The sequence below is a fragment of the Pseudobacteroides cellulosolvens ATCC 35603 = DSM 2933 genome (assembly GCF_001262605.1).
In the GTDB taxonomy this organism is placed as follows: domain Bacteria; phylum Bacillota; class Clostridia; order Acetivibrionales; family DSM-2933; genus Pseudobacteroides; species Pseudobacteroides cellulosolvens.
Map to the genome: position 1 here is coordinate 4,779,232 of NZ_LGTC01000001.1, position 20,555 is coordinate 4,799,786.

Genomic DNA, 20,555 nt, shown 5'->3' on the forward strand with positions numbered 1-20,555 from the left:
TATTTCAGATTATATTCATTTATTCATAACGTCATAGTTGCAAGATCACTCTGTGATCTTACCTCTTGTAAAAAAACGTTTTATCTTAAGTACCCCTCTTATGATACTAAGCAGCGGACCACTCCACCATGGCTCCATTTCTTTTTTTACATTCTTAAGGTCTTTCCTAATTTCGATATGCTGCGGGCATGCCTTTTCACATTTACCACAGTCTATACATTTTGAAGCTAGAGAGTTCCTTCCTCCTGTAGCACCACCGCCAAACATTAGGTATTGAAACCTTAGATGCTTATTCTTGAACAAGTGCTTGCTGTTATAGTAGCTAAAGCAGAAGGGTATATTGACTCCCGCCGGACAAGGCAGGCAGTATGCACAGCCGGTACATCCTACTTTCATTAACCTTAGATAAGTCTCCTTTACCTCCTTGTATATACTATGTTCATCCTCAGTTATTGTATTGGGCTTTACCTCGCATGCAAGCTTTATATTTTCTTCTATATGGCTTTCTTCATTCATGCCTGAAAGTACAACACCTACTTCAGGCTGGTTCCAAAGCCACCTTAGTGCCCAATCCACATAGGATCGGTTGACTTTAGCTTTATTCCATATCTTTTTGATTTCATCAGGCATTTTCCCAACAAGGCTCCCTCCTCTAAGAGGCTCCATAATAGCAACACCAATACCTTTGGAGTGTGCATACTTAAGTCCATCCACCCCAGCCTGGTTTGTTTCATCTATATAGTTATATTGTATCTGACAAAAGTCCCAGTTATAATCATCTATTAACACCTTGAAATCATTCTTGTCACCATGGTATGAAAAACCAATATTTCTAATTACGCCCTTTGCCTTCATTTCCTCCAAAAAACTCATAAGTCCGTTGGCTTTGGCCTTTTCCCACCCCTTTATGTCCTGTAAGGCATGAAGCAGATAATAGTCTATATAATCAGTCTTAAGCCTTTCAAGCTGGGTATTGAGAATACTTTCCATGTCCTTCCTGCTGTTAACCAAATAGGGAGGAATTTTTGTAGCAATCATAACTTTATTGCGAACTCCATTCTTATGAAGAATAGAGCCTAAGGCAGCTTCGCTTCCGATGTACAAATATGCAGTATCAAAATAGTTTACCCCTCTCTCAATAGCTGACATAATCTGCTTTTCTGTTCTCTCCATATCTGTCTTTCCATTTTTAGTTGGAAACCTCATACATCCATATCCTAAAATAGATGCTTCATCTCCATTTTTACCAACTCTTCTGTACTGCATACAATCACTCCTTTGTGATTTTTACAAATCTATATTCATTTCCCGACCACTTGATAAACTTTTCAAAATCTTCATATGACAAAACAAGAGTTGCAGTGTTTATGTTGGGATGGAAGCATACCATACCTGATTTAGGTAAATCTTCATCTATCAAAACAGTAACAGATTTACTCTCATCATAAACTATTCCAAAAGGGCTTACTGACCCAGGTGTCACCCTTAAAAGCCTTAAAAGGTCATCCTCACTTCCGAATACAAGCCTGCTTGCCCTAACCTGCTTTCTGACAGTATTTGAATGAACCTTCTTATCTTCCAGACAAACTAGCAGATAATACTTATCCGATGTTTTATCATAGAAAAATAAATTCTTACATCCATCAGCTTGAAATTTTCCATATATTTTTGCTTCCGAAACGGTATAAATAGGAGGATGAGTTACTCTCGTAAAAGTAATTCCCAAATCATCCAAAGTTTTTAATATTAATTCTTCACATTCATTTATCATGTATTCATCTGACCTCTTTTAATATAGCTCTATCAATTTTGTATGAGTAATATTATACATTAAATGATAAAAAAAGTACACTCATAGAATCCACTATTTGCCAAAGGATTTTTTTACTTATCGTCGAATTTAGTATATAAAATCTAATATTTCTGTTGCATATTACCACATAATAATTGAGGTACCTATGAAAAATTGGAAGTTTCTCATTATAGATGATAGTAATATTAGCATTAGAATCCTTGAAGATATTTTTATCAGTAACGGATATACAGATATCAAATCGGTAAACAGTGCTAATGAAGCTATAGACTATCTCCTGTCCATAAATTATGCCAGCGTTGACACACCAGTTGATATAATAATAACCGATCTATTTATGCCAGGTCTTGATGGTATTGAATTATGCAGAAAAATTCATAGAATTGATAAGTACAAAGATATTCCAATAGTCATGTTGACTTCAATAAACGATATTGACAGACTTAAAGAAGCATTTGAAGCAGGCATTACCGACTATATACACAAACCATTTACTCCCATTGAGCTGTTAATTCGCATTAAATCAATTTTAAATTTTCGGGAGGAAGTAGAAAAAAGGCAGTTAAGAGAGTTGGAAATTGAAATGATAAATCAAAATCTTATTGAAGATTTAACAATAGCAAACCATCTTCAATATCAAATGCTGCCAAAAAATATTATATCTGAATCATTATCAATAAAAGGATATTATTTGCCTGTAACCTTCCTTGGAGGCGATTTGTATTATTGGCATCAGATAGGCAATGGAAAATACGGAGTCGCACTTATGGATGTAATGGGCCATGGAACAGCTACCTCAATGATATGCATGTACATAAGGTCACTGCTGCCTGAATTGGTGTGCAAAAGTGCCGACTCGGTTGATTTAGTCCGGGTCCTTAACAAATATATGTATGAATTTAATAAACAGCTTACCCAAAACCAATATTACTTTACCATGATTTATATAATAGCGGATGTCTTAAATAAAACAATTGAATATGTAAATGCAGGACACCCGCCTGTTTATTTTATTGAAAATTCAAAGGATTTATTGTGTTTGGATACAGGCTGCATACCTATTGGCATCATGGAGGATATAGAAATAACCAATGAAATTGTCAAATATAGTGAAACATCTTGCATACTTATGTACTCAGACGGATTATATGACCTAATCAGAGACAATAACATCACTTTTGAATATATAATAAGCCTTATAGATATAAACAACTTTGATAGTAGCATAACGCCACAGTTTGAAAACTTTCTTGATCAAATAAAGTCAATGCCTCGAATAGATGATATATCTGTAGTCACTCTGGAACTTCGTTGAAATCAGGTGGAAAAATGTACGAATTATACTTTAAATGTGTTGCAGTACCTGAAAGTATATCATTAATAGACAATATCATTGAATTAACTATAAAAAAGATTCATAATTATGATTACAAAAAAATATGCTTTGCAATCCATGAACTGGTCATTAACAGTATTGATGCTATGAGCAAAAACAATCAGAGTTTTAAACAGATCAGTATATCCCTCATATGCAGCAAGAAGCATGTTCTATTCAGTATTAATGACTTTGGAGGAGGACTCCCCTCAAATATTTTAAATAAACTACATACTAATAATCTGGATAGTCTAGGTTTAAATGAAAGCGGCAGAGGGCTAGCCATTATTAAAATGTTTGTAGACAACCTGACATACAATGAAGAAAATGATGGAAGCTTTACTTATAAAATAGTTGCATATATGGATAATGAAGCAAAGGAGTAAAATAATGGATAGAACAAACTCTTCTGATATAATACTAATAACCAATACTGTACACGGAAATAACCTTACTATATGTTTTAGCGGTTATCTTGTATATCAGAACTCCGGTCTAGCCAAAGAAAAACTTAATGAAAACTATAAAGATTCCGACGGGTATATTCTGGACTTTTCAAAAGTTACAAGAATAGACAGCACCGGATTTGGGCTCATATTAAACTTTATGAGCAAAAAGCCAAAGAATTCACCTGTTGTTGCTGTAGTCTGCGATGAATTCATTATGGAGCTTTTTAAAATAACCAAAATAGACAGGCTGGTTCCATTATGCAGCTCAATTGACGAAGCTTTGAAACTTATTTCAAAATAAAATTACTTTAATATATGCCTGAATATCCTCTTCATAAAGTTTAACGAAACTTTATAAGGAGGATATTTTATTTTGAGATCAAACAGCATCTGGTTGTAAAGAACACTTTTTCCATTGGAGAAAGTCTCAAAAGAAGCCCTTCCATGATACCTTCCCATACCGCTCTCCCCAACTCCCCCAAATGGCAGGCCATGTGCAACTATATGGTTTATAGTATCGTTAACGCAAACACCCCCGGAAGAAGTATTCCTTAAAACCAGCAATTAATTTTGATGTTATCGTGAGAAATTGTGATGTAGAATACACAATAATTCCCCCGACATGAATAAAACCTCGATATTATCGAAGTTTATCATTTGTTTTTATTTATTAATTTTTGTACTCCCAGCCATCATCACCGTTATAAATCATCAATTTGGTCATTCCGCCATCAACGGTTATATTTTGTCCTGTAATAAACCCACTGTCCGGATGGCACAAGAACATCACAGTACGTGCTATGTCAAATGGAATGCCTATTCGTTTCACCAAATGCTGGTTCTTATCCTCAGAACTATGGTTATTGTAATAACTTTCATCGAAGTTCGCTTTAACATCAATCCAGCCCGGGCTTACGCTATTAACCCTGACTTTACCAGCAAGACTGACTGCAAGTGCATGAGTCAATGCAGAAATGCCGCCTTTTGCCGCAGTATAGCTCTCTGTGTCGGCCTGTGACATTACAGCTCTTGTTGAAGAAATGTTTACAATACAGCCATCTTTACTGAAATAATCACGAAATAGCTTTGATAACATATATGGTGCTGTTACTCCAACCTTAAGCACATAATTAAAATCATCATAATCACAGCCGCTTAATATGCCTTTATTGCTTATACAAGCATTATTGATAAGATAATCTACATTCCTAAAAGTTTTTAAAATCTCATCTGCAAAGGATTCGAGAGCACTTTTTTCAGAAATATCTCCATGGAAAAATATACACTCTGATCCGTCTGATGTAAGTTCTTCCAAAATCTTTTCTCCAGCAATCTTATCCTTATCGATTATAGCTATCTTTGCACCGCGTTTTTTAAACTCCCTTGAAATACAAAGTCCAATACCGCCGGCACCGCCTGTTACTACGCAAACCCTGTTATTAAAATCCATATATCCTCCCGTGACTTTTTATTGTCTATATCAATATAGACAATCACTTCGTGATTTTTTACTTCAATTCGAGATTAGCTGTATCTGCCTTTAGCTTTCCTATATCCTTATTCAATATATCTAGAATATAGAACCTAACGTTACCGCTATCAGTTTTAACAGAAATATCTTTTCCCTTTCCGTAATTTTCAAACTTCTTAAATTCAGAAATAATCCTATTGGTTTTTTGATCATACTCCCATATCAATTTCAAATCCTTTTTTGATGAGCTGTCATATTCATTGATAGCTTTTTTATTGGCATCAAAAATGTCTTCTTCATTCATAATCTGGAATGGCAGTTGGTCACTGAGTGCCATTATCTTCTTATTGCCAAAGTCATGCAGGAATACATGGGTAATGGCATAACCCGATTTCTGACATAGCAGGGTATCATACTTGCTGCTCACAGAAAGGCCAGTATTTAGTTCATTCCATTCCATCTCTGTTGATGGACTTTCTACTCCTGCTACTACATCCTTCATATATCGTGCTACCTCAACATCCTTATGTGGAAGCAGTCTTAATGAATTTTTATCTGATGCCATCTCATATATATAGCTGGTACTTGAATATAACCCTAATGACGCAACAATTACGCATGCAGCAAGTGCAGCATAGCCCAGTTTATACTTTTCCAGCTTTTTGTGATCATTAAGTTTATACGCACCGTATAAAGCACATGCAACCAGTATGACCCAAAAAGATGCACCATGTAAAACCCTATAATCCGAAGACCCTGCGACAAAAGCACCCACAGCTGGAAGAATAGCCAAAATTATAATAGGATAATACCTTCTTCTGATGGCAATTATGATTCCCGGAATAATTAAAATGTAGTATGCTATTGGGATAGCAGTAAAACCCGGTATAAACCACTTCACTCCCGTATCTTTATTAAAAAAAGTTCCTGTCAGAAGATCAATATACTTCTTAAATTGCTCTGAAGCTTCGTCTTGATTAATTGTCTTACTAATAAGTGCAAATGGCATTTTTACATATCCTATAGCCCCGTCTTCTTTAGTATTAATGCCCAGACTGCTTATAAACTCATTGGTCATATTCTTCTCATGATTAAAATAAACCGGATTAAATAAAACATATACAATAAGTGGCATCATACAAATAACAAGCGATAGTGAGTAATGTACAGCCCTATTTATTATTTTTCTTTTTAAATAATCTTTCCGATGAAAAATCACCAGCAGAACAGTACCAATGATTAATCCATATAAATACTGTTTACCCATAACAGCACTATCAACAGCTAGTGCTGCAAACAATGCCCCAAGGCAAGCCTTATCTTGTTTTTCATACTGAACCCGGTATATGAAAAATACACCGATGCCATTATCATTGGTGCTGCCATGGCATATCTGTGCCCGGCATACATATGCATAAAGTGTAGCGGGAAAAAATTCATCACTATGGCAGTAAATATGGTGATGGATTTTTTATTAAAAAGCCTTTCCGCCAACAATGTTGTAAACATAAATGTAATATAACCCAGAACAGTAAGTGCGATATTGAAAACCAATAAATTATACCCAAATAATTTAAAGAAGAACGTTATGTAATAGTGAAATACCACCTCTCTGGATATCAGTCCCACATCATCAAAAAATGCTGCCTGAAAAGGCTGATCGGTGAAAATACGTTCCTTGGCGAAATAAATATCCCATGCTCCATCATCAAACAAACCTTTATCACTCCATGGCAGATTGCTGAAATTCCAAAGGTGGGTAATAAAAAATCCGCATGTCAATATAAGGTATAGAAGCAATCTTTTACTCTTGAATACTGATAGATCAAACTTAAAGTTACCTGGTTCCTTTGAATATAAAAAGAGGAATCCTACACTTAATAGCCAGGAAGACCATGTAAGAAAGTTTCCAGATGCTACTTCGGTATAATGCAGCGACGTGCTTATAAGACAGATTACTGAGAAAAATATTGCCAAAATAAAGTAGTAGGTTTTAAATGGGTTGGGATTGTTTAATTTTGATTTCAAATCAATAATACTCATATTAGTATGATTCACTTTCCTTTACATGTGATTATTAACATAACTGCACTGTTAAACGTGCATAACAGAATTATAGCAAAAAACCTTAAAACGCACAAGCTCAACTATTAGAATACCACTTCTGCTAATCTTATCTTCTCGTTTATTGTTTCATTTCATTAAAATAATCATTGCCATTCCTAACATTAAACCTGCCTGCCATCCCAATTACCGACAGATTTTATCTTTAACTCACTCCGATGCTTTAAAGTTGTAAATTGGCTTTATAATATCTACTACATTAACAGTATCTCTGATATTTTCCATTATCTCATCCATAGGCTTATATGCAAATGCACACTCATCCAAGGTAGAGCTATTTACAGTAGTAGAATATATACCCTCCATGGACTTTTGAAATTCTTCAAGACTAAGCACTTCTTTAGCTTTACTTCTGCTCATAAGCCTTCCTGCCCCATGGGGTGCCGAACAATTCCAGTCCTTATTGCCTTTTCCAATACAAACAAGACTTCCATCCCTCATGTTGATTGGAATCAGTACCTTCTCACCATTTTGAGCGGATATAGCTCCCTTTCTTAAGATCATATTATCAAGATCAATGTAATTGTGTATTGTAGTAAACTGTTCGAGTACTTCAAAACCCATTCTTCTAACTATTTCATCTACTATAGCCTTCCTGTTTAGTACTGCAAACCTCTGTACAATTTTCATATCGGAGAGATAATTATCATAGCCTTTTCCATATACATAAGCAAGCTGCTTGCTTATGGCAGTTGTTCCTACTTTCTCTATTTCCTTTTGGATTTCCTGCTGCCTTCCTTCTTTCTTCAATTTACTAACTATATCGGAAATAACTTCCCTGCTCTTTAGCAACTCTTTATACCCAAGCTCCTGGTAATACTTTGCCACTTGCTTTCCAAGATGCCTGCTGCCTGAATGCACGACCAGATAAACGGCTCCATTCTTATCTTTGTTTAATTCAATAAAATGGTTTCCGCCACCTAAGGTACCAATGCTTAATCTAGCCCTGTTTATATCAACGCCTTTTTTGCAAACAAGCTTATCAAAATTCAGTGTATCAGAATATTCATGCTGTTTCTTTCTTATATCAAAGCCGGATGGAATATTCTCATGGATTACTTTATCCAGCTTCTCTAAGTCAACAGAATTGTTTTTTAATTTTATTGTTTCCATTCCGCATCCAATATCAACACCAACAAGATTTGGAACTATTTTGTCGGTTATGGTCATTGTTGTTCCGATAGTACACCCTGCACCAGCATGTGTATCCGGCATAATCCTTATAATGCTTTCCCTGGCAAATTCCTGGTTACAGAGCTCCGTTATCTGTGCAATAGCCTCATTTTCCACATTGTCCGTAAAGACCTTTGCTGTATTATATTTTCCTTTTATCTCAATCATAACATCACCACATTCCTTATATACTTAATTCGTTTTATCATAACTATAATTCTGCAATTTTAAGATTTTAACATAAAATCAAAATTTAAGCTCATTAAATATTGCTTTAAATATTTTAGTTATGCTCTAATTTGCTTTTTATCATAGAATCCCCATGAGCAGAGTACCACATCTAGATCCGATACAATCCAGCCTTCAAACTCCTTAATAATATCGTTAAAAACCTTAGCTTCATTAATATCCTCTTGTGTTATAGTTGTAAGCCTAGTGCAAAACTCCGATAAAACAGGGTTATTCCTTAAAATCCTTTTTTCTAATTTTAGCCATCCATCGCTTTACATTAGTGGTATCTTTAGCATACCTTACAACAATTCCTTCAGCACCAAAGCCATCATTGTAAACTGATTTAAGACCCAGAACAAATTCTTTGACACTGTCAACCTTAAGATCTTCCTTATCATAATTAATTTCGGGAACAATTTCCACTCCAAGCTCATTTGCAAAGTGCTTAACCGCATCCCATGTAAAGAATTTATTAGCTAAAGAATCATAGATATCAAATATAATAAACTTTCTGTCAGAAAAGTAGTTACCGCCCTTCTGTATCTTAGCACCACACAACTCTCCATAGATAATTACATTTTTTAGCTGATCAATTTTGTTATCTTCTATAATTTTTGCTATATTATCCCCAACTTCGAAATAAAAAGCATCTCCCCTATCATCCCTGCTGCAAATATGTTCCCTTTTCTGAATATGTACAACACTGCCGTCATCCACCCTGATTCCCATATTGGTTCCGTCAATTTTTTCAGTGAATACCAGTTGATCAATTGGAATAAAATGCAGAGCTGCAGTTTCAGGAAGTATTTCCCCACTTGTTGCATCCCATTTTTTCCCCTTTTTATCAGATGGTATCAGCTTAAAAAGAGTTTTCATATCAGGGTATTTTATAAATATTTCGTTTGTCAAAATTATCACCCTCTAATTTTTCTTTCTTCTTGTTTTCTTTCCTCATATTACAATCTTACAGCTTCAATCTGGTCAAGCTGCCCAGCCCGTATTCCCTTATAATACCCACAATACCTATGTCCAGTTTTCCTTCATTTAATGATCCTATTACTTTTTTCAAAGCACTTGATCTTTTGAAAGCATCTTTATTACCATTAATTATGTAATCCATATAGGGTTGAACGCGTTCTATTGCAATAGGTCTTGCAACCTTTATAACCTCCTGAAGCTTTGTTTTATATCTTGTGGCATGGTAATCATTAAGCCTTCCATTTAGCCAAGTGTTGACTGCTCTTTTAACTCTTCTACCCATACCATCACGGATACCGCCTTTTCTTGTAAGCGTCATAAAATCATGGAGCATTTTGGGGTTTGTTATAATCCTTCCAAAAGCACTTTCAAAAAGCTTATTGTCTTTTAATGTAGAAAGGTATACCAACCAAATAACAGGAATAAGTTTCAGGCTATTAAACTCCTGACCATAAATTGCACACTTGGTTGCCCACACAGGACACTTATCAAGAGCCTTCTTCATAATGTCCTTTGTATTCTCAATAACTTCCATATCCGACTGATAGAAGTTACCTTTCACAAGTCCAAGGGAGAACATCTCTGCAACCTGCTCCTTAAAACTTAGCTCATAAGCCTTGCCAGCCTCAAAAGTTGTCACTTTTTCATTTGATTTCATAAATCCTTTTAATCCTTTAAGCACTTCTTTCACCTGCAATTCGTTTATATCTTTACATAAGGAAATTAGTCTTTTTAGCACCTCGGTAATTCTTATTGCTTTTTTAAACTTGAGGAAGTTTGCAGAAGACCTATACCCCATTTGTGGGATATTGATTTTGTCCCATACAAAACTATGTAGTCTTCCCTGCACCTCAAGTATATTGGTGGGTGAGGATGGATTTGAACCACCGGTGTTTCACTGTCACGGTTTTACAGACCGCTGCCTTCTACGCTCGGCACACTCACCCATATGATGTTTGATTCATGCAAAATCCCAAAAATAAATAAAGAGAGCAGTTATCCTTTTTTAGGACTTAACCACTCTCTTTAATAAATGCCGTTATGTAAAACCCTAAATTCAACCCGGGTATAACCTTTCTCTGCATTTATACAATAGAGGATTAAGCCAATGTATATAATTATAAATACCTGGTTTACTTGATCCTTCTAATATCATATTCCTTTGTTCAAGTTTATCGTTTGCTAATCTATACATTGTAATCCTCCCTTCTCTTACTTATTAATTTTGCCTGAGATAACTAATGTCAGCAACATTTTCCAAGGCATAGTGATTAATATTTTACTACAAATAACAACTTCATGTCAATACTTATTTTTCATTTTTAGTACTATTTTTTATTTAATCCCTATTTTCCTGTTGTTGCATTGATAATAATTAGGAAATAAAATAAAAAGTGCTTAATCTATTAAATTTGCCTTATATACCGATGAAGATTTCAATGCTTGTTCTGCCAAATGTTAGATTAATACACTTTTTATTCAATTATAGTTCTAATCTAAAGCCCTAATTTAGATATTAATATGGGTATGGATAGCCTCTAAAGCCACCATAATAACCTGGATAGCCATAATAACCAGGATAACCGTAATAGAATGGACGTCTTCTGCGAATCAAGCTGCCTATTAACAATGCACCTATAAAATCTCTCAGTATACGTCTTCCCCCTCCATAAAACTGTCTGTCACCTTCAGTAGCACCTTCCTTTGTTGCCGCCTCGACATCTGCTTCTACCTTGTTGTATACTTCATCTATCATTGATTCCAACTGTTTATGGTTCGGTGTATGCATCTGACCTTGAGTATTAGCCATCATATCACAAACACTTTCAACAGCTGGCTGAATGATGTTGTATGTTGTAGGATACATTTCTTCAAGCTGCTGCTGAGGCATTGTGGCCATCTGTACATACTGAGTAGGCATTGCCGCCATTTGTGTAGGCTGCTGAATAGGCATCGCCGCCATTTGCATGTAATTGCGATCAAAGTATTGCATATATGATCCTCCTAAATACAAAACTAGTTTTAAAACACTCTTTACTGTATATGTTATGCATTTAAGATTATCAAGGTTACAATAATTAGTTGTTATGTTGATAATACATTTCAACCACCACAAAAGCTTTTTTACAGCAAATTTACATAATTGATAGTAAATAAAATGATTAATTTTGAAGAAAATATATTAAACATAAAAATTAATAGAATTTAAATATAATGTTGAGGTGACACTTTGGACCAGTTAATATTAGTTTCCTGGAAATCAGCTTTAATATTTGCCATGCTGGTTATACTATCAAGAAGCATAGGAAGAAAGCTTCTTGCCCAGATGTCCTACTTTGATTTTACAGTTGCAATAACAATCGGCTCCATATCAGGTTCTTACGTAGTACAAATGGTTAAGGGTATGTGGGTCCTTATTGCTCCAATATTGCTGGCATTGCTCGCAATATTCTTTGACTATATTCATTTAAAAGGCCTGCGTATAAGGAAGATTGCTGAAGGAGAGCCTGTGGTGGTAATACAGAACGGTCAAGTTATGGAAAAAAACATGTTGAAATTGCGATACCATTTGGATAATTTGGAATCCCAACTTAGAGATAAGGGTATATTCGACTTTAATGAAGTAGAATTTGCTGTTTTAGAGCCTCACGGACAATTGAGTGTTTTAAAGAAGTCACAGTATCTTCCAATTACACCTGACGATATGAATATTAATACAAAATATAAAGGGTTATCTACAGAAATAATAAAAGACGGGAAAGTACTGGAAAAAAATCTCAGACAGAATAATCTGTCAAATGATTGGCTCAATCAAGAATTGAAAAATCGTAATATAAGCAATATATCTGACATTATGTATGCAGCACTTAACACAAGCGGAGTTCTATATGTCAGCCTGAAGCAGAGTAAATTTAAATACATTCAGAAAGTAGAGGATTGATCTAACTCCGGTTATTAAGTTCACTGGCTTCACATAATTTAGTATATACTGGTGCATAATTTTCCATCTTGTTCCTTGGATTTATATTTTGGTATTTAAGGCATAGAAAATGATTTCAGTATTTATTATTTGCATTGGTGAAACAATATATATGAAAATCAGTTAATTGATTTTAAATAATAAACAATAGAACTATTCAAGGAGGGTATAGTATGTCAGTTAAAAAAATGGATAGACCTAACAGTGGAATTAAATGTGTTGTAAATTCATGTCATTATTATATGTCCGGAGATTATTGTGCTGCTGAAAGGATAGAAGTACAGCCACGAAATGCAGCAGATTCACAGGAAACAGACTGTGCAACATTTATACCTGAAGCGAAAGCCTAAACTATATTAAAAGTGTTATTAATATAATAAAACAGATAAACAGCGAAGTCTAATAACATTTAAAATAGCAAAATAATTAAATCTGGGGGATCACTCCCCCAGACAAACAAAACTTTACTTTAAGAATTCGCCCTTATAAAAAGTATTGTCACTTATATCTGTATTTTCAAAAACCACTGAATCCTTATTTTTAGCCAAGTGTACACATTTATTTTTATTTATCTTTGAATCTTTTACAACAACTTTTTCGCTCAGCTTTATGTTGAATAATGAATAATCATAAAAACTATATTCCGGATCGTAACCGGTATAGTTATCCTTAAAATTACATTTATTAAATAAAATATTACTGCTGTTATCGACATTTACAAGGTCAAATTCACGATTCTCTGTAAAACTTGAATTTATAAATTCAATATCTTTACAGTCCTTAACTGTCATAATATAATAAGTGCAATCATAAATCTTCGAATCAACAAACTTTAGCTTTTCCACACCTTCTATATTAAGTCCTTCAGTACCGCATCCATATAACTCTGATTTGTTTATATCAATACTTGTTGAGTCTTTAAAGCTGTAAACTCCACCGACACAAGACCCTTCCTCAGTGTGTCCTGCCTTAATATTGCTTATTTTAACACCATCAGCATTAATAAAACTTAAAACATATGCATATCTTGGTTCAACTATTATTTCTGAAGGTTCTTGACCCATACCTTCAATAGTCAAATTATTAATATCCTTTACAACCAGTTCATTTCCATCGAACACTTCCTGCCAATAAACTTGTTTGTTTTCACTGTAAGTTTGCTTTAGTTTTGAAAGATTATATATACCTGGCTTTAGCAATATTTTTTTATTGGATCCAAGTTCTTTTACCAACTCTTCAGGTGTGCTTACGGTTACTTCCTTCTGTTCCTTTATCTCCTTTGTTTCTTTTGTATCTTCAAAAGGTTTATTACCTACATAAACACTGTTGGACTCACCATCCCAGCTGACTGGTTTGCCAAGTGCTTCAGATACAGCCCTTACCGGCAAGTAAGTAGTCCCGTTATATATAAACGGTTCAATATCATTTCCCTTTGCATCTTTAGGTTGTACCAGCTTTCCATCAACATAAAGCTTTATATTGTTATAAACTGCATTAATTGCCTTCCCAACAGGATCTGCAAAGCCTGTAAAAACTGCAGCGGATATAAAAGCTGTTGTTACAACCCCCGTCATAAATCCTTTAATTTCTTTTTTCATAAAATTATTCTCCTATAGTTTATCTTTTTAAATGGTAACTTTATCCCACTCAGTACTTATTTTAGCTCCAATGTCAAAACATATCAATAGTTATTTTGCCTTATATAGGTTTGTATATATAATCACGTCAACCACCGGAGCTTTGCTCATTTGCTGCAATATAATATTTATCACACAAAAATTGTTTTAAGCATTGCATATAGACTTGGTCCTAGCCCTTCTGCCGCTTCAGTATTTGGAATAGAAACAGTAAACCTGAACAAATAATTTCCTATCCTGATAAGGATTATATTCTTAGACAAAGTGTTGCTGGAAGCATGCAGGAAAAATACCGCATTTCTAAAGAAAGGATCAAAAATCTCTTCTCCCTTCATTTCAACAGGAGTACCAACATATTGCAGCTCAAGCATTGAATTTGTTCGTATCATATTTGTATCTGCATTAAGCGGAAGCATCTCGATCCTCACATCAAAACCGCTGTCATAATTTGAAAACACTAAATCTCTTCCCGGTTCTTCACCTGTAAATGTAAAATTATTCAGAATATATATATAATATCCCTGATAACTTCTATATAGTCTGGCTTCTCTGTATTCAGTCTGTCCTTCCACAAATACCGGAATATTTTTTATAAGAAGCAATGTTCCTGTAACATACGGAATGCATATCCTTTGGCCTATCATAAGCCTATACGGATTTATTCCGGGATTTGCTCTAAGAAGAGTTTCAAGGGGTAATCCTATGATATCCGCTATTTCATAGAGTGTATCTCTGTGTCGTATTGAATAATAATACCCTGCGGTACACTGTGGTGCCTGAAGTCCCGAGGGAATGCAAATCACCTGGCCAATGGACAAACGGTTTGGATTGATTCCCGGATTGGTATTCATTATTGCTGCAAAACTTGTGTTATAACGCCTTGCAATGCTGTAAAGAGTATCCCCTGCTTTTACGGTATAAGCCACCGAGTTTGCAGGACATTGTCGGTAATGCTGTTCAAACATATTCCTTAACCTCAAAAATTAACATTATATGTTAATATATTATTTGATTTTTGAATATGACACCTAATTATTAATGGGGGCATATTGATATAATGTGCAATTTATTGTCACCATAAAGGAGATCTTATGTATAGTTATAGGCCTGAAGCGGCAAACCCCAATATTATCGCCCATGCAAGAGGGGATGTAAACGGAAACCGTATACCGGACAATGTATTTTTAACAGGCATAAAAACACCGGATAGTCCATTTGTACAAAATATTATGTTATTGATTCAGGATGGAGCTACTAATAAACCAACCATAATACCATTTGAAGAAAATGCAGGATACAATCCTACACTTTTTTTAGGTGATTTTACAGGAGACGGAGTGGATGACATCCTAATTAGCATTGCTTCCGGCGGTAGCGGAGGAACAATGTATCATTACATATTTTCATTTTTCAACAATATATCGCATCTGTTGTTTGACTATAAAGTATTTGATGAGAAATTTGAATATGAAGTTAATTACAGAAATAATTACAAGGTTGAAGTGCTCAGTACCATAAACAATAAAAAATATGTTTTGGACATATCAATCAAGGGTAAAGACTATTTAAATGAAATCTATGATAATAATGGTAATCTTAAAAGTCCTATTGCCGGATTTGTTAATCCGTTAAGCGGTTTATACCCTGTAGACTTTGATTCAAATAGAGTATTTGAGCTTCTGACTTACCAAAAAATCGCAGGAAGGTATAATGCAGATTCATTAGGTTATGTATTAAATACTTTAAAATGGCAGAATAATAGTTTCTCTTTGTTAAATCAAAACATAGCTATATTTGGAGCAGAACAAAATCCATTGAGGTTTTGTCAACCTTGATGGTCGTAGTGAGAAATTGTGGTGTAGTATACACCATAATTTCTCAGACAGTGAAAATAAATCATACACAAATCAAGCTTTACCATGCTTCTTCTTCCTTGCTCTAGCTATAAGGAGCAATATAATGGTCATTCCAAAAGTAACAGTCCATGCCCAGTTTCTGAAATAATTAACCTCAAGCTTTACTGCATCTACAAGATTATCGGGAAGAAAACTTATGGTCATTATAAGAATGGCAAAAGGCAGAATAAGCGGCTTATAATACTCCAGCTTAAATGTCTTTTTAAAAGTGTGAAGAATAAAATAAAAATTCACCGTTACAAAAAGCAATGATGCTGCAGCCCATATAATAATAAAGACCGACTCTATTCTTTGGAAAAACCTTCCGTAATTAATAAGCCTCGCAAGATGAAATATTGGAATAGTCCTCTCAAGAGCCAATGGAACAGGTAAGACAGTGATAAAAATCAATGCCGATATAAAGAGAAAAAATGATGAAAAGCCTAAAGCCCAAAAACCTGATACTTTAAAATTCTTATTTGTCCTTATATACGGTGCCATAAGAAACAGCAGCAGTAGTTCTGCAAATATAGACACTTTCATGGCCCCATCACCAAAGATTTTGTAAGCTCCTTCCCCCATGATGGGCAGCAACTGCGAAAAGTCTACGTAATTTGAAACTCCCACCAAAATAATAAGGAATCCTATCGCTATGGCAGGCACTGCAATTGCGTGAAGCCTTGCAATAGCCTCCAATCCAAAGTAAGCACCTGCTACCATGCACACAAGGAAAAAGAGCTCTACAAAACTAAGAGGTGAATTTGTAAGTGCTACTAATTTCATATTTTCACTGAATGTTCTAAGGTACACAGTTGTAACATATATCAAGAAGAACATTACAGTAACACCCACTAATATTCTGATTGTGCCTCCACCAACATGTTCTCCGATATCAATAAGGTCCTTACCCTCCATAGGTTTATAAAGCCTTTGTATTATATAAAAACCTAAAAACGCCAAAAGAGAAACATATATGGTAAAAATCCATCCTGCGGTACCACCCTGTTCTGTAGCCATTCGAGGGTAGTTTAGAAATATTTTAGTGCATATTACATTAATAAGAATAGTTACTACTTCCCAATTACCGAAAACAATTTTCTTTTCCATTAAAGTCTCCTACCCTTTTACTTTTGCTTTACCCTTATCCCTAGCCTTCCCGAACAAATAATGCATATAGAGGAAGGACTACTGTAACCAATGCAACAAGAAAAACCATTGCAGCTCCAAGTTTGTTTTTTCTTTTCCATGTCCATATGCCAAAGCTTATTACATAAGCAGCTATCCATAGTAATAAAATTAATATAAAAATCCTGTCTGTAGTTATCATTTGTCGTTTTCCTCCGTACCCTCAGAGCCAACTGATGGAAGAGTCTTCAATATAAGTCCTGGCCGTCTTATTTTGAGATTTATATCCACATTAAAAGTTGCATCTTTATATTTCGATTTCCAGTTGTATTTCTCCCACTCTTTCCATGTCAAAAAATACTTTTTTGCATAAGATCCAAAGCCGCAAATGTCGGAATTAAAGTCCTTCGATGTCTTCTCTAGAAATCTATGCATCTCTTTACCTATTAGTTCTTCTACATATTTTTCTAGTAAATTTGTCAATTCTCCCTGCTCATAATCCACTGTGCTTTGAATAGATAAAATATCTGCCTCCAAGATGATTTTTACATCTATATAAGGTTTCTCGTCAACCAGTTTCACCTTATGCTGTGGTCTTCTGCTTTGCTTGATATCCAGAAGAACAAATTTCCCCTCCTCTTTTTGGTCGGGTATAGTCCAGTAAGCATGTCCATATTCGCCTGTTGCCAATAGAAGATATTTTGAATCAGTACCGTCCATTTCCCCTACCATTTTATCTCCGTTAAACACTGCAAGACCCATGTTCTCCGTATCAACCCCGCCTGTTTTTGTTACAGTGCCGGCAAAAAAATCTCCTCCTATAGGAACCTTATGCCCTCTTTCTCTGAAGGTTGATTTTTCAACACTAAAATCATCGGATGACTTGAAACTCCCTATCCCCCCCAATATCGCTACAGGATCCTTGTATAACGACTCGGAATACTTATAAAAATCATGGAACTGTGAATTTGGAATAAGTCCGGTATAGCTGTAGCTCTGGAAGGCAAGCTCATAGTATTTTGATGGATTTAATACCAACTCGGGTTTTACACCTTTTAAGTATTCTTCAGCAGAATTTCTTGAAACTACCATATACATACTCGGCCTGAATTCTCTGCCCCTTAGTAAAGCATGAAGGTAGGCTTCCAGTCCTTCCCTTGCAAGTTCCTCGGAAAACACCACAACCTTGTTATGGGACAAATTAATCTGCTTGCTTGTAAAAGTATTGGCCATATTGATCCCTGCATAAATGGAAGGTGCCTCAACAGTAATGTTACTATATGGCGGCTCTCCTCCACCACCTCCACCGCCTCCACCGCTCTCCCCTCCTGCATGAGGTTTTGCTATCTGAAATGTCAGTTTCAGATAATTGGTTTTACCTTTATCGAGTCCTAATGCAATGACATACCCAAGTTCGTCCACCTCTTTTTTGTCAAAGCATCCCGTCATAAGGCTGCAAAGTGAGACTAAAATAATGATCACACTTACTGCTCTTTTTAATTTCATTATTCTTCCTCTCCTTCATCTTCGCTATTGTTATTACTCCTATCCCATGCCCTGCTGTATTTGGGCTGCATTTTATCTTTCTTTGTATTCATATAATCAGGCCGTTTTTCTTGTTTCCATATAGGTGCCTTTAAAATATTCTCAACAAAGCTGCCCGATGTGCGTGGTGCAAAAGGTGATATATAAGGCACTCCAAAGGACTTTGCACTAACAAACCATAATGCAAGTAGGAATATTCCTGTAGTGATCCCTAAAAATCCTGCTGATACAGCCAGAAGTATAAATGCAAACCTTAATACCCTGAAAGCAAAGCCTGCTGAAAAGTTGGGTATGGCAAAGGAACCAATTCCTGTAACTGCAACAATTATAATAAGTATAGGACTTACAATATTGGCAGCAACAGCAGCCTGTCCAAGTATCAAAGCTCCTATGATACCAAGTGTAGGACCTATTGGTCCTGGAATCCTTATACCCGCTTCACGTATAAGCTCAAAGGATACTTCCATGATAAGCACTTCTATTATAGCCGGAAAAGGCACCCTTTCACGGGCTGATGCTACCGCGAGAAGCAAGTCTGTAGGAATCATCTCGTGGTGAAAGTCTGTTATGGCTAAATATAAACCAGGCAGCAGCAGTGACATTAAAACTGCACCAATTCTTACAATTCTCAAAAGGTTTGCATAAGGAAACCTTAGATAGTTATCTTCCGCTGCATGGACCAGATCATGATTAGTAATTGGAACCACAATAACAAAGGGACTGCCGCTCATTATAATAGCCACACGGCCTTCGGCAAGCATTGCAGATACCCTGTCCGGCCTTTCGGTGGCTAATACCTGGGGTGTTGGTAAGAATGGGTTATCCTCAATAAACTGTTCAAGCTCTCCAGTGTCCAGGATATGGTCCACTTTGATTTTTTCAGGCGCCTCCTAACTTCCTTTACAAGAGAGTCGTTGGCTATATCTTTTATATAAAGTATGGAACAAGGAGTTTTGCTCCTTCTTCCTATCTGTATGTTTTCTACAATAAGATTTTCATCCTTAAGCCTCTTTCTTACGAGCGAGGTATTTCCCCTTAAAGATTCATTAAATCCCTCCTGGGGGCCACGTATTACCAGCTCAGTGTTTGGCCTTTCAACGCCTCTTGCCTGCCATCCCTTCACATCGGCCGTAAAAGCTACACTTAAACCTTCGATATAAATACCACAGCCGCCGAAATTAACATCATCAACCACATCCTGATGTTCCGAAACTTCTTTTATCTGGTTGTGGGGCAGTATATTACCTTTGATATATTCAGCAATATCTTTTGCCTGGCTTTTAATATCCAGACTGGACAGCATCATGAGGGGCTGCAGTATATCAGAATTTACAACCTTCCTATCCACCATACCGTCGATAAAAACCATAAAGGCAGGTATAGCCTTTTCTTTTACAATAATATCAAACTCTCGAATCACAATATCTCCATTGTTTGGAACGGAGAATTTATTCTTTATGAATTTCAGGTTTTCTGAAAGCTTACCGCTTATATCAGACTTTTTATCTTTTTCCTTTTCTTCTGGCTTATCACTTTTAGAGCTGGCAAGCTTTGTAAGAACCCCTTCACTCTTCTTTTTAGGAGGTTCTTCTTTTTTTTGAGGCTTTTCCTCCTCATTAAGCTCAACTTCCCTTTGTGTTTCCTTCAAAATGAAAGGCTCTGTTTTTGTGGGCTCTCTAAAGGAAATCAGGTTTAAGAAAATCTTTTTAATATCAATCAATTGGTTCACTCCTTTTAAAGCCAGTTTTACCATCGTATA

At 35.5% G+C, this 20,555-nt stretch carries 22 protein-coding genes, 1 tRNA gene and 1 pseudogene; 6 read left to right on the top strand and 18 right to left on the bottom strand.

Going from position 1 to position 20,555, the window contains the following annotated elements:
• Positions 1–45 precede the first annotated feature (45 nt).
• Positions 46–1,266 (bottom strand): aldo/keto reductase, encoded by a 1,221-nt coding sequence (locus Bccel_RS19665; RefSeq protein WP_036936199.1) that lies wholly within the window; start codon positions 1,264–1,266, stop codon positions 46–48.
• 4 nt (positions 1,267–1,270) lie between these two features.
• Complete coding sequence (locus Bccel_RS19670; protein WP_036936196.1) at positions 1,271–1,771, bottom strand: prolyl-tRNA synthetase associated domain-containing protein; 501 nt, start codon at positions 1,769–1,771, stop codon at positions 1,271–1,273.
• A 187-nt stretch (positions 1,772–1,958) separates the two neighbouring features.
• Between Bccel_RS19670 and Bccel_RS19675 the strand changes: the two genes are divergently transcribed.
• From Bccel_RS19675 to Bccel_RS19685, 3 genes are read left to right on the top strand one after another with little or no spacing between them, the layout of a single operon-like run.
• Positions 1,959–3,128 carry a PP2C family protein-serine/threonine phosphatase gene (locus Bccel_RS19675; RefSeq protein ID WP_036936193.1) on the top strand — a complete coding sequence of 390 codons (1,170 nt, stop codon included), beginning with the start codon at positions 1,959–1,961 and terminating at the stop codon, positions 3,126–3,128.
• A gap of 14 nt (positions 3,129–3,142) precedes the next feature.
• Positions 3,143–3,574 (top strand): ATP-binding protein, encoded by a 432-nt coding sequence (locus Bccel_RS19680; RefSeq protein ID WP_036936190.1) that lies wholly within the window; start codon positions 3,143–3,145, stop codon positions 3,572–3,574.
• 4 nt (positions 3,575–3,578) lie between these two features.
• On the top strand, positions 3,579–3,938 hold the full coding sequence (locus tag Bccel_RS19685; RefSeq protein WP_050753656.1) for an STAS domain-containing protein: 360 nt from the start codon (positions 3,579–3,581) through the stop codon (positions 3,936–3,938).
• Between the two features lie 2 nt (positions 3,939–3,940).
• Here the strand turns inward: Bccel_RS19685 and Bccel_RS32175 are convergent, their stop codons facing one another.
• The 10 genes from Bccel_RS32175 to Bccel_RS19720 form a co-directional block, all read right to left on the bottom strand.
• Positions 3,941–4,201 carry an aldehyde dehydrogenase family protein gene (locus Bccel_RS32175; RefSeq protein WP_152966052.1) on the bottom strand — a complete coding sequence of 87 codons (261 nt, stop codon included), beginning with the start codon at positions 4,199–4,201 and terminating at the stop codon, positions 3,941–3,943.
• Between the two features lie 106 nt (positions 4,202–4,307).
• Positions 4,308–5,087, bottom strand: a complete 780-nt coding sequence (locus Bccel_RS19690) for an SDR family oxidoreductase (protein ID WP_036936187.1) — start codon at positions 5,085–5,087, stop codon at positions 4,308–4,310.
• A gap of 58 nt (positions 5,088–5,145) precedes the next feature.
• The gene (locus Bccel_RS19695) at positions 5,146–6,408 is read right to left on the bottom strand and encodes a hypothetical protein (RefSeq protein WP_050753657.1); all 1,263 of its coding nucleotides are present in this window, start codon (positions 6,406–6,408) and stop codon (positions 5,146–5,148) included.
• Positions 6,393–7,136 carry a glycosyltransferase family 39 protein gene (locus Bccel_RS19700; RefSeq protein ID WP_160317745.1) on the bottom strand — a complete coding sequence of 248 codons (744 nt, stop codon included), beginning with the start codon at positions 7,134–7,136 and terminating at the stop codon, positions 6,393–6,395. The genes Bccel_RS19695 and Bccel_RS19700 overlap by 16 nt, the downstream gene beginning before the upstream one ends.
• Positions 7,137–7,382: 246 nt before the next feature.
• Complete coding sequence (locus Bccel_RS19705) at positions 7,383–8,573, bottom strand: RtcB family protein (RefSeq protein WP_036936181.1); 1,191 nt, start codon at positions 8,571–8,573, stop codon at positions 7,383–7,385.
• Between the two features lie 291 nt (positions 8,574–8,864).
• On the bottom strand, positions 8,865–9,545 hold the full coding sequence (locus tag Bccel_RS19710; RefSeq protein ID WP_036936178.1) for an RNA ligase family protein: 681 nt from the start codon (positions 9,543–9,545) through the stop codon (positions 8,865–8,867).
• 55 nt (positions 9,546–9,600) lie between these two features.
• A complete protein-coding gene (locus Bccel_RS29130) occupies positions 9,601–10,272 on the bottom strand; it encodes a hypothetical protein (RefSeq protein WP_160317746.1) in 672 nt (223 codons plus the stop codon).
• A 203-nt stretch (positions 10,273–10,475) separates the two neighbouring features.
• Positions 10,476–10,561 (bottom strand) — tRNA-Tyr (locus tag Bccel_RS19715).
• 110 nt (positions 10,562–10,671) lie between these two features.
• Positions 10,672–10,809, bottom strand: coding sequence for a hypothetical protein (locus Bccel_RS30330; RefSeq protein ID WP_154673418.1), 138 nt, complete (start codon positions 10,807–10,809; stop codon positions 10,672–10,674).
• A 321-nt stretch (positions 10,810–11,130) separates the two neighbouring features.
• Positions 11,131–11,607 carry a hypothetical protein gene (locus Bccel_RS19720; RefSeq protein ID WP_050753659.1) on the bottom strand — a complete coding sequence of 159 codons (477 nt, stop codon included), beginning with the start codon at positions 11,605–11,607 and terminating at the stop codon, positions 11,131–11,133.
• Between the two features lie 237 nt (positions 11,608–11,844).
• Between Bccel_RS19720 and Bccel_RS19725 the strand changes: the two genes are divergently transcribed.
• Complete coding sequence (locus Bccel_RS19725) at positions 11,845–12,555, top strand: DUF421 domain-containing protein (RefSeq protein ID WP_036936175.1); 711 nt, start codon at positions 11,845–11,847, stop codon at positions 12,553–12,555.
• Positions 12,556–12,767: 212 nt separating this feature from the next.
• Entirely contained in the window at positions 12,768–12,944 is a 177-nt protein-coding gene (locus Bccel_RS29135) for a DUF1540 domain-containing protein (protein WP_081926728.1), read from the top strand.
• A gap of 114 nt (positions 12,945–13,058) precedes the next feature.
• On the opposite strand, the gene Bccel_RS19730 is transcribed toward Bccel_RS29135, so the two are convergent.
• Positions 13,059–14,192 (bottom strand): right-handed parallel beta-helix repeat-containing protein, encoded by a 1,134-nt coding sequence (locus Bccel_RS19730; protein WP_036936172.1) that lies wholly within the window; start codon positions 14,190–14,192, stop codon positions 13,059–13,061.
• 170 nt (positions 14,193–14,362) lie between these two features.
• Entirely contained in the window at positions 14,363–15,196 is an 834-nt protein-coding gene (locus Bccel_RS29140; protein ID WP_081926727.1) for a LysM peptidoglycan-binding domain-containing protein, read from the bottom strand.
• Between the two features lie 126 nt (positions 15,197–15,322).
• On the opposite strand from Bccel_RS29140, the gene Bccel_RS19740 reads away from it, so the two are divergent.
• Positions 15,323–16,066 carry a hypothetical protein gene (locus Bccel_RS19740; RefSeq protein ID WP_036936170.1) on the top strand — a complete coding sequence of 248 codons (744 nt, stop codon included), beginning with the start codon at positions 15,323–15,325 and terminating at the stop codon, positions 16,064–16,066.
• Between the two features lie 72 nt (positions 16,067–16,138).
• Here the strand turns inward: Bccel_RS19740 and Bccel_RS19745 are convergent, their stop codons facing one another.
• From Bccel_RS19745 to Bccel_RS32640, 4 genes and pseudogenes are all read right to left on the bottom strand, one after another.
• Positions 16,139–17,233 (bottom strand): GerAB/ArcD/ProY family transporter, encoded by a 1,095-nt coding sequence (locus Bccel_RS19745; RefSeq protein ID WP_036936167.1) that lies wholly within the window; start codon positions 17,231–17,233, stop codon positions 16,139–16,141.
• 40 nt (positions 17,234–17,273) lie between these two features.
• Entirely contained in the window at positions 17,274–17,453 is a 180-nt protein-coding gene (locus tag Bccel_RS19750; protein ID WP_036936164.1) for a hypothetical protein, read from the bottom strand.
• On the bottom strand, positions 17,450–18,757 hold the full coding sequence (locus Bccel_RS19755; protein WP_036936162.1) for a Ger(x)C family spore germination protein: 1,308 nt from the start codon (positions 18,755–18,757) through the stop codon (positions 17,450–17,452). The genes Bccel_RS19750 and Bccel_RS19755 overlap by 4 nt, the downstream gene beginning before the upstream one ends.
• Positions 18,757–20,549, bottom strand: a pseudogene (locus Bccel_RS32640) (spore germination protein). Before Bccel_RS32640 ends, Bccel_RS19755 begins: the two are co-directional and overlap by 1 nt.
• Between the last annotated feature and the right edge of the window lie 6 nt (positions 20,550–20,555).

Coding starts and splice junctions, on each gene's coding strand:
- Bccel_RS19665 (WP_036936199.1), bottom strand. CDS start 1,266: ATGCAGTACAGAAGAGTTGGTAAAAATGGAGATGAAGCATCTATTTTA.
- Bccel_RS19670 (WP_036936196.1), bottom strand. CDS start 1,771: ATGATAAATGAATGTGAAGAATTAATATTAAAAACTTTGGATGATTTG.
- Bccel_RS19675 (WP_036936193.1), top strand. CDS start 1,959: ATGAAAAATTGGAAGTTTCTCATTATAGATGATAGTAATATTAGCATT.
- Bccel_RS19680 (WP_036936190.1), top strand. CDS start 3,143: ATGTACGAATTATACTTTAAATGTGTTGCAGTACCTGAAAGTATATCA.
- Bccel_RS19685 (WP_050753656.1), top strand. CDS start 3,579: ATGGATAGAACAAACTCTTCTGATATAATACTAATAACCAATACTGTA.
- Bccel_RS19690 (WP_036936187.1), bottom strand. CDS start 5,087: ATGGATTTTAATAACAGGGTTTGCGTAGTAACAGGCGGTGCCGGCGGT.
- Bccel_RS19705 (WP_036936181.1), bottom strand. CDS start 8,573: ATGATTGAGATAAAAGGAAAATATAATACAGCAAAGGTCTTTACGGAC.
- Bccel_RS29130 (WP_160317746.1), bottom strand. CDS start 10,272: ATGAAATCAAATGAAAAAGTGACAACTTTTGAGGCTGGCAAGGCTTAT.
- Bccel_RS30330 (WP_154673418.1), bottom strand. CDS start 10,809: ATGTATAGATTAGCAAACGATAAACTTGAACAAAGGAATATGATATTA.
- Bccel_RS19720 (WP_050753659.1), bottom strand. CDS start 11,607: ATGCAATACTTTGATCGCAATTACATGCAAATGGCGGCGATGCCTATT.
- Bccel_RS29135 (WP_081926728.1), top strand. CDS start 12,768: ATGTCAGTTAAAAAAATGGATAGACCTAACAGTGGAATTAAATGTGTT.
- Bccel_RS19730 (WP_036936172.1), bottom strand. CDS start 14,192: ATGAAAAAAGAAATTAAAGGATTTATGACGGGGGTTGTAACAACAGCT.
- Bccel_RS29140 (WP_081926727.1), bottom strand. CDS start 15,196: ATGTTTGAACAGCATTACCGACAATGTCCTGCAAACTCGGTGGCTTAT.
- Bccel_RS19740 (WP_036936170.1), top strand. CDS start 15,323: ATGTATAGTTATAGGCCTGAAGCGGCAAACCCCAATATTATCGCCCAT.
- Bccel_RS19745 (WP_036936167.1), bottom strand. CDS start 17,233: ATGGAAAAGAAAATTGTTTTCGGTAATTGGGAAGTAGTAACTATTCTT.
- Bccel_RS19750 (WP_036936164.1), bottom strand. CDS start 17,453: ATGATAACTACAGACAGGATTTTTATATTAATTTTATTACTATGGATA.
- Bccel_RS19755 (WP_036936162.1), bottom strand. CDS start 18,757: ATGAAATTAAAAAGAGCAGTAAGTGTGATCATTATTTTAGTCTCACTT.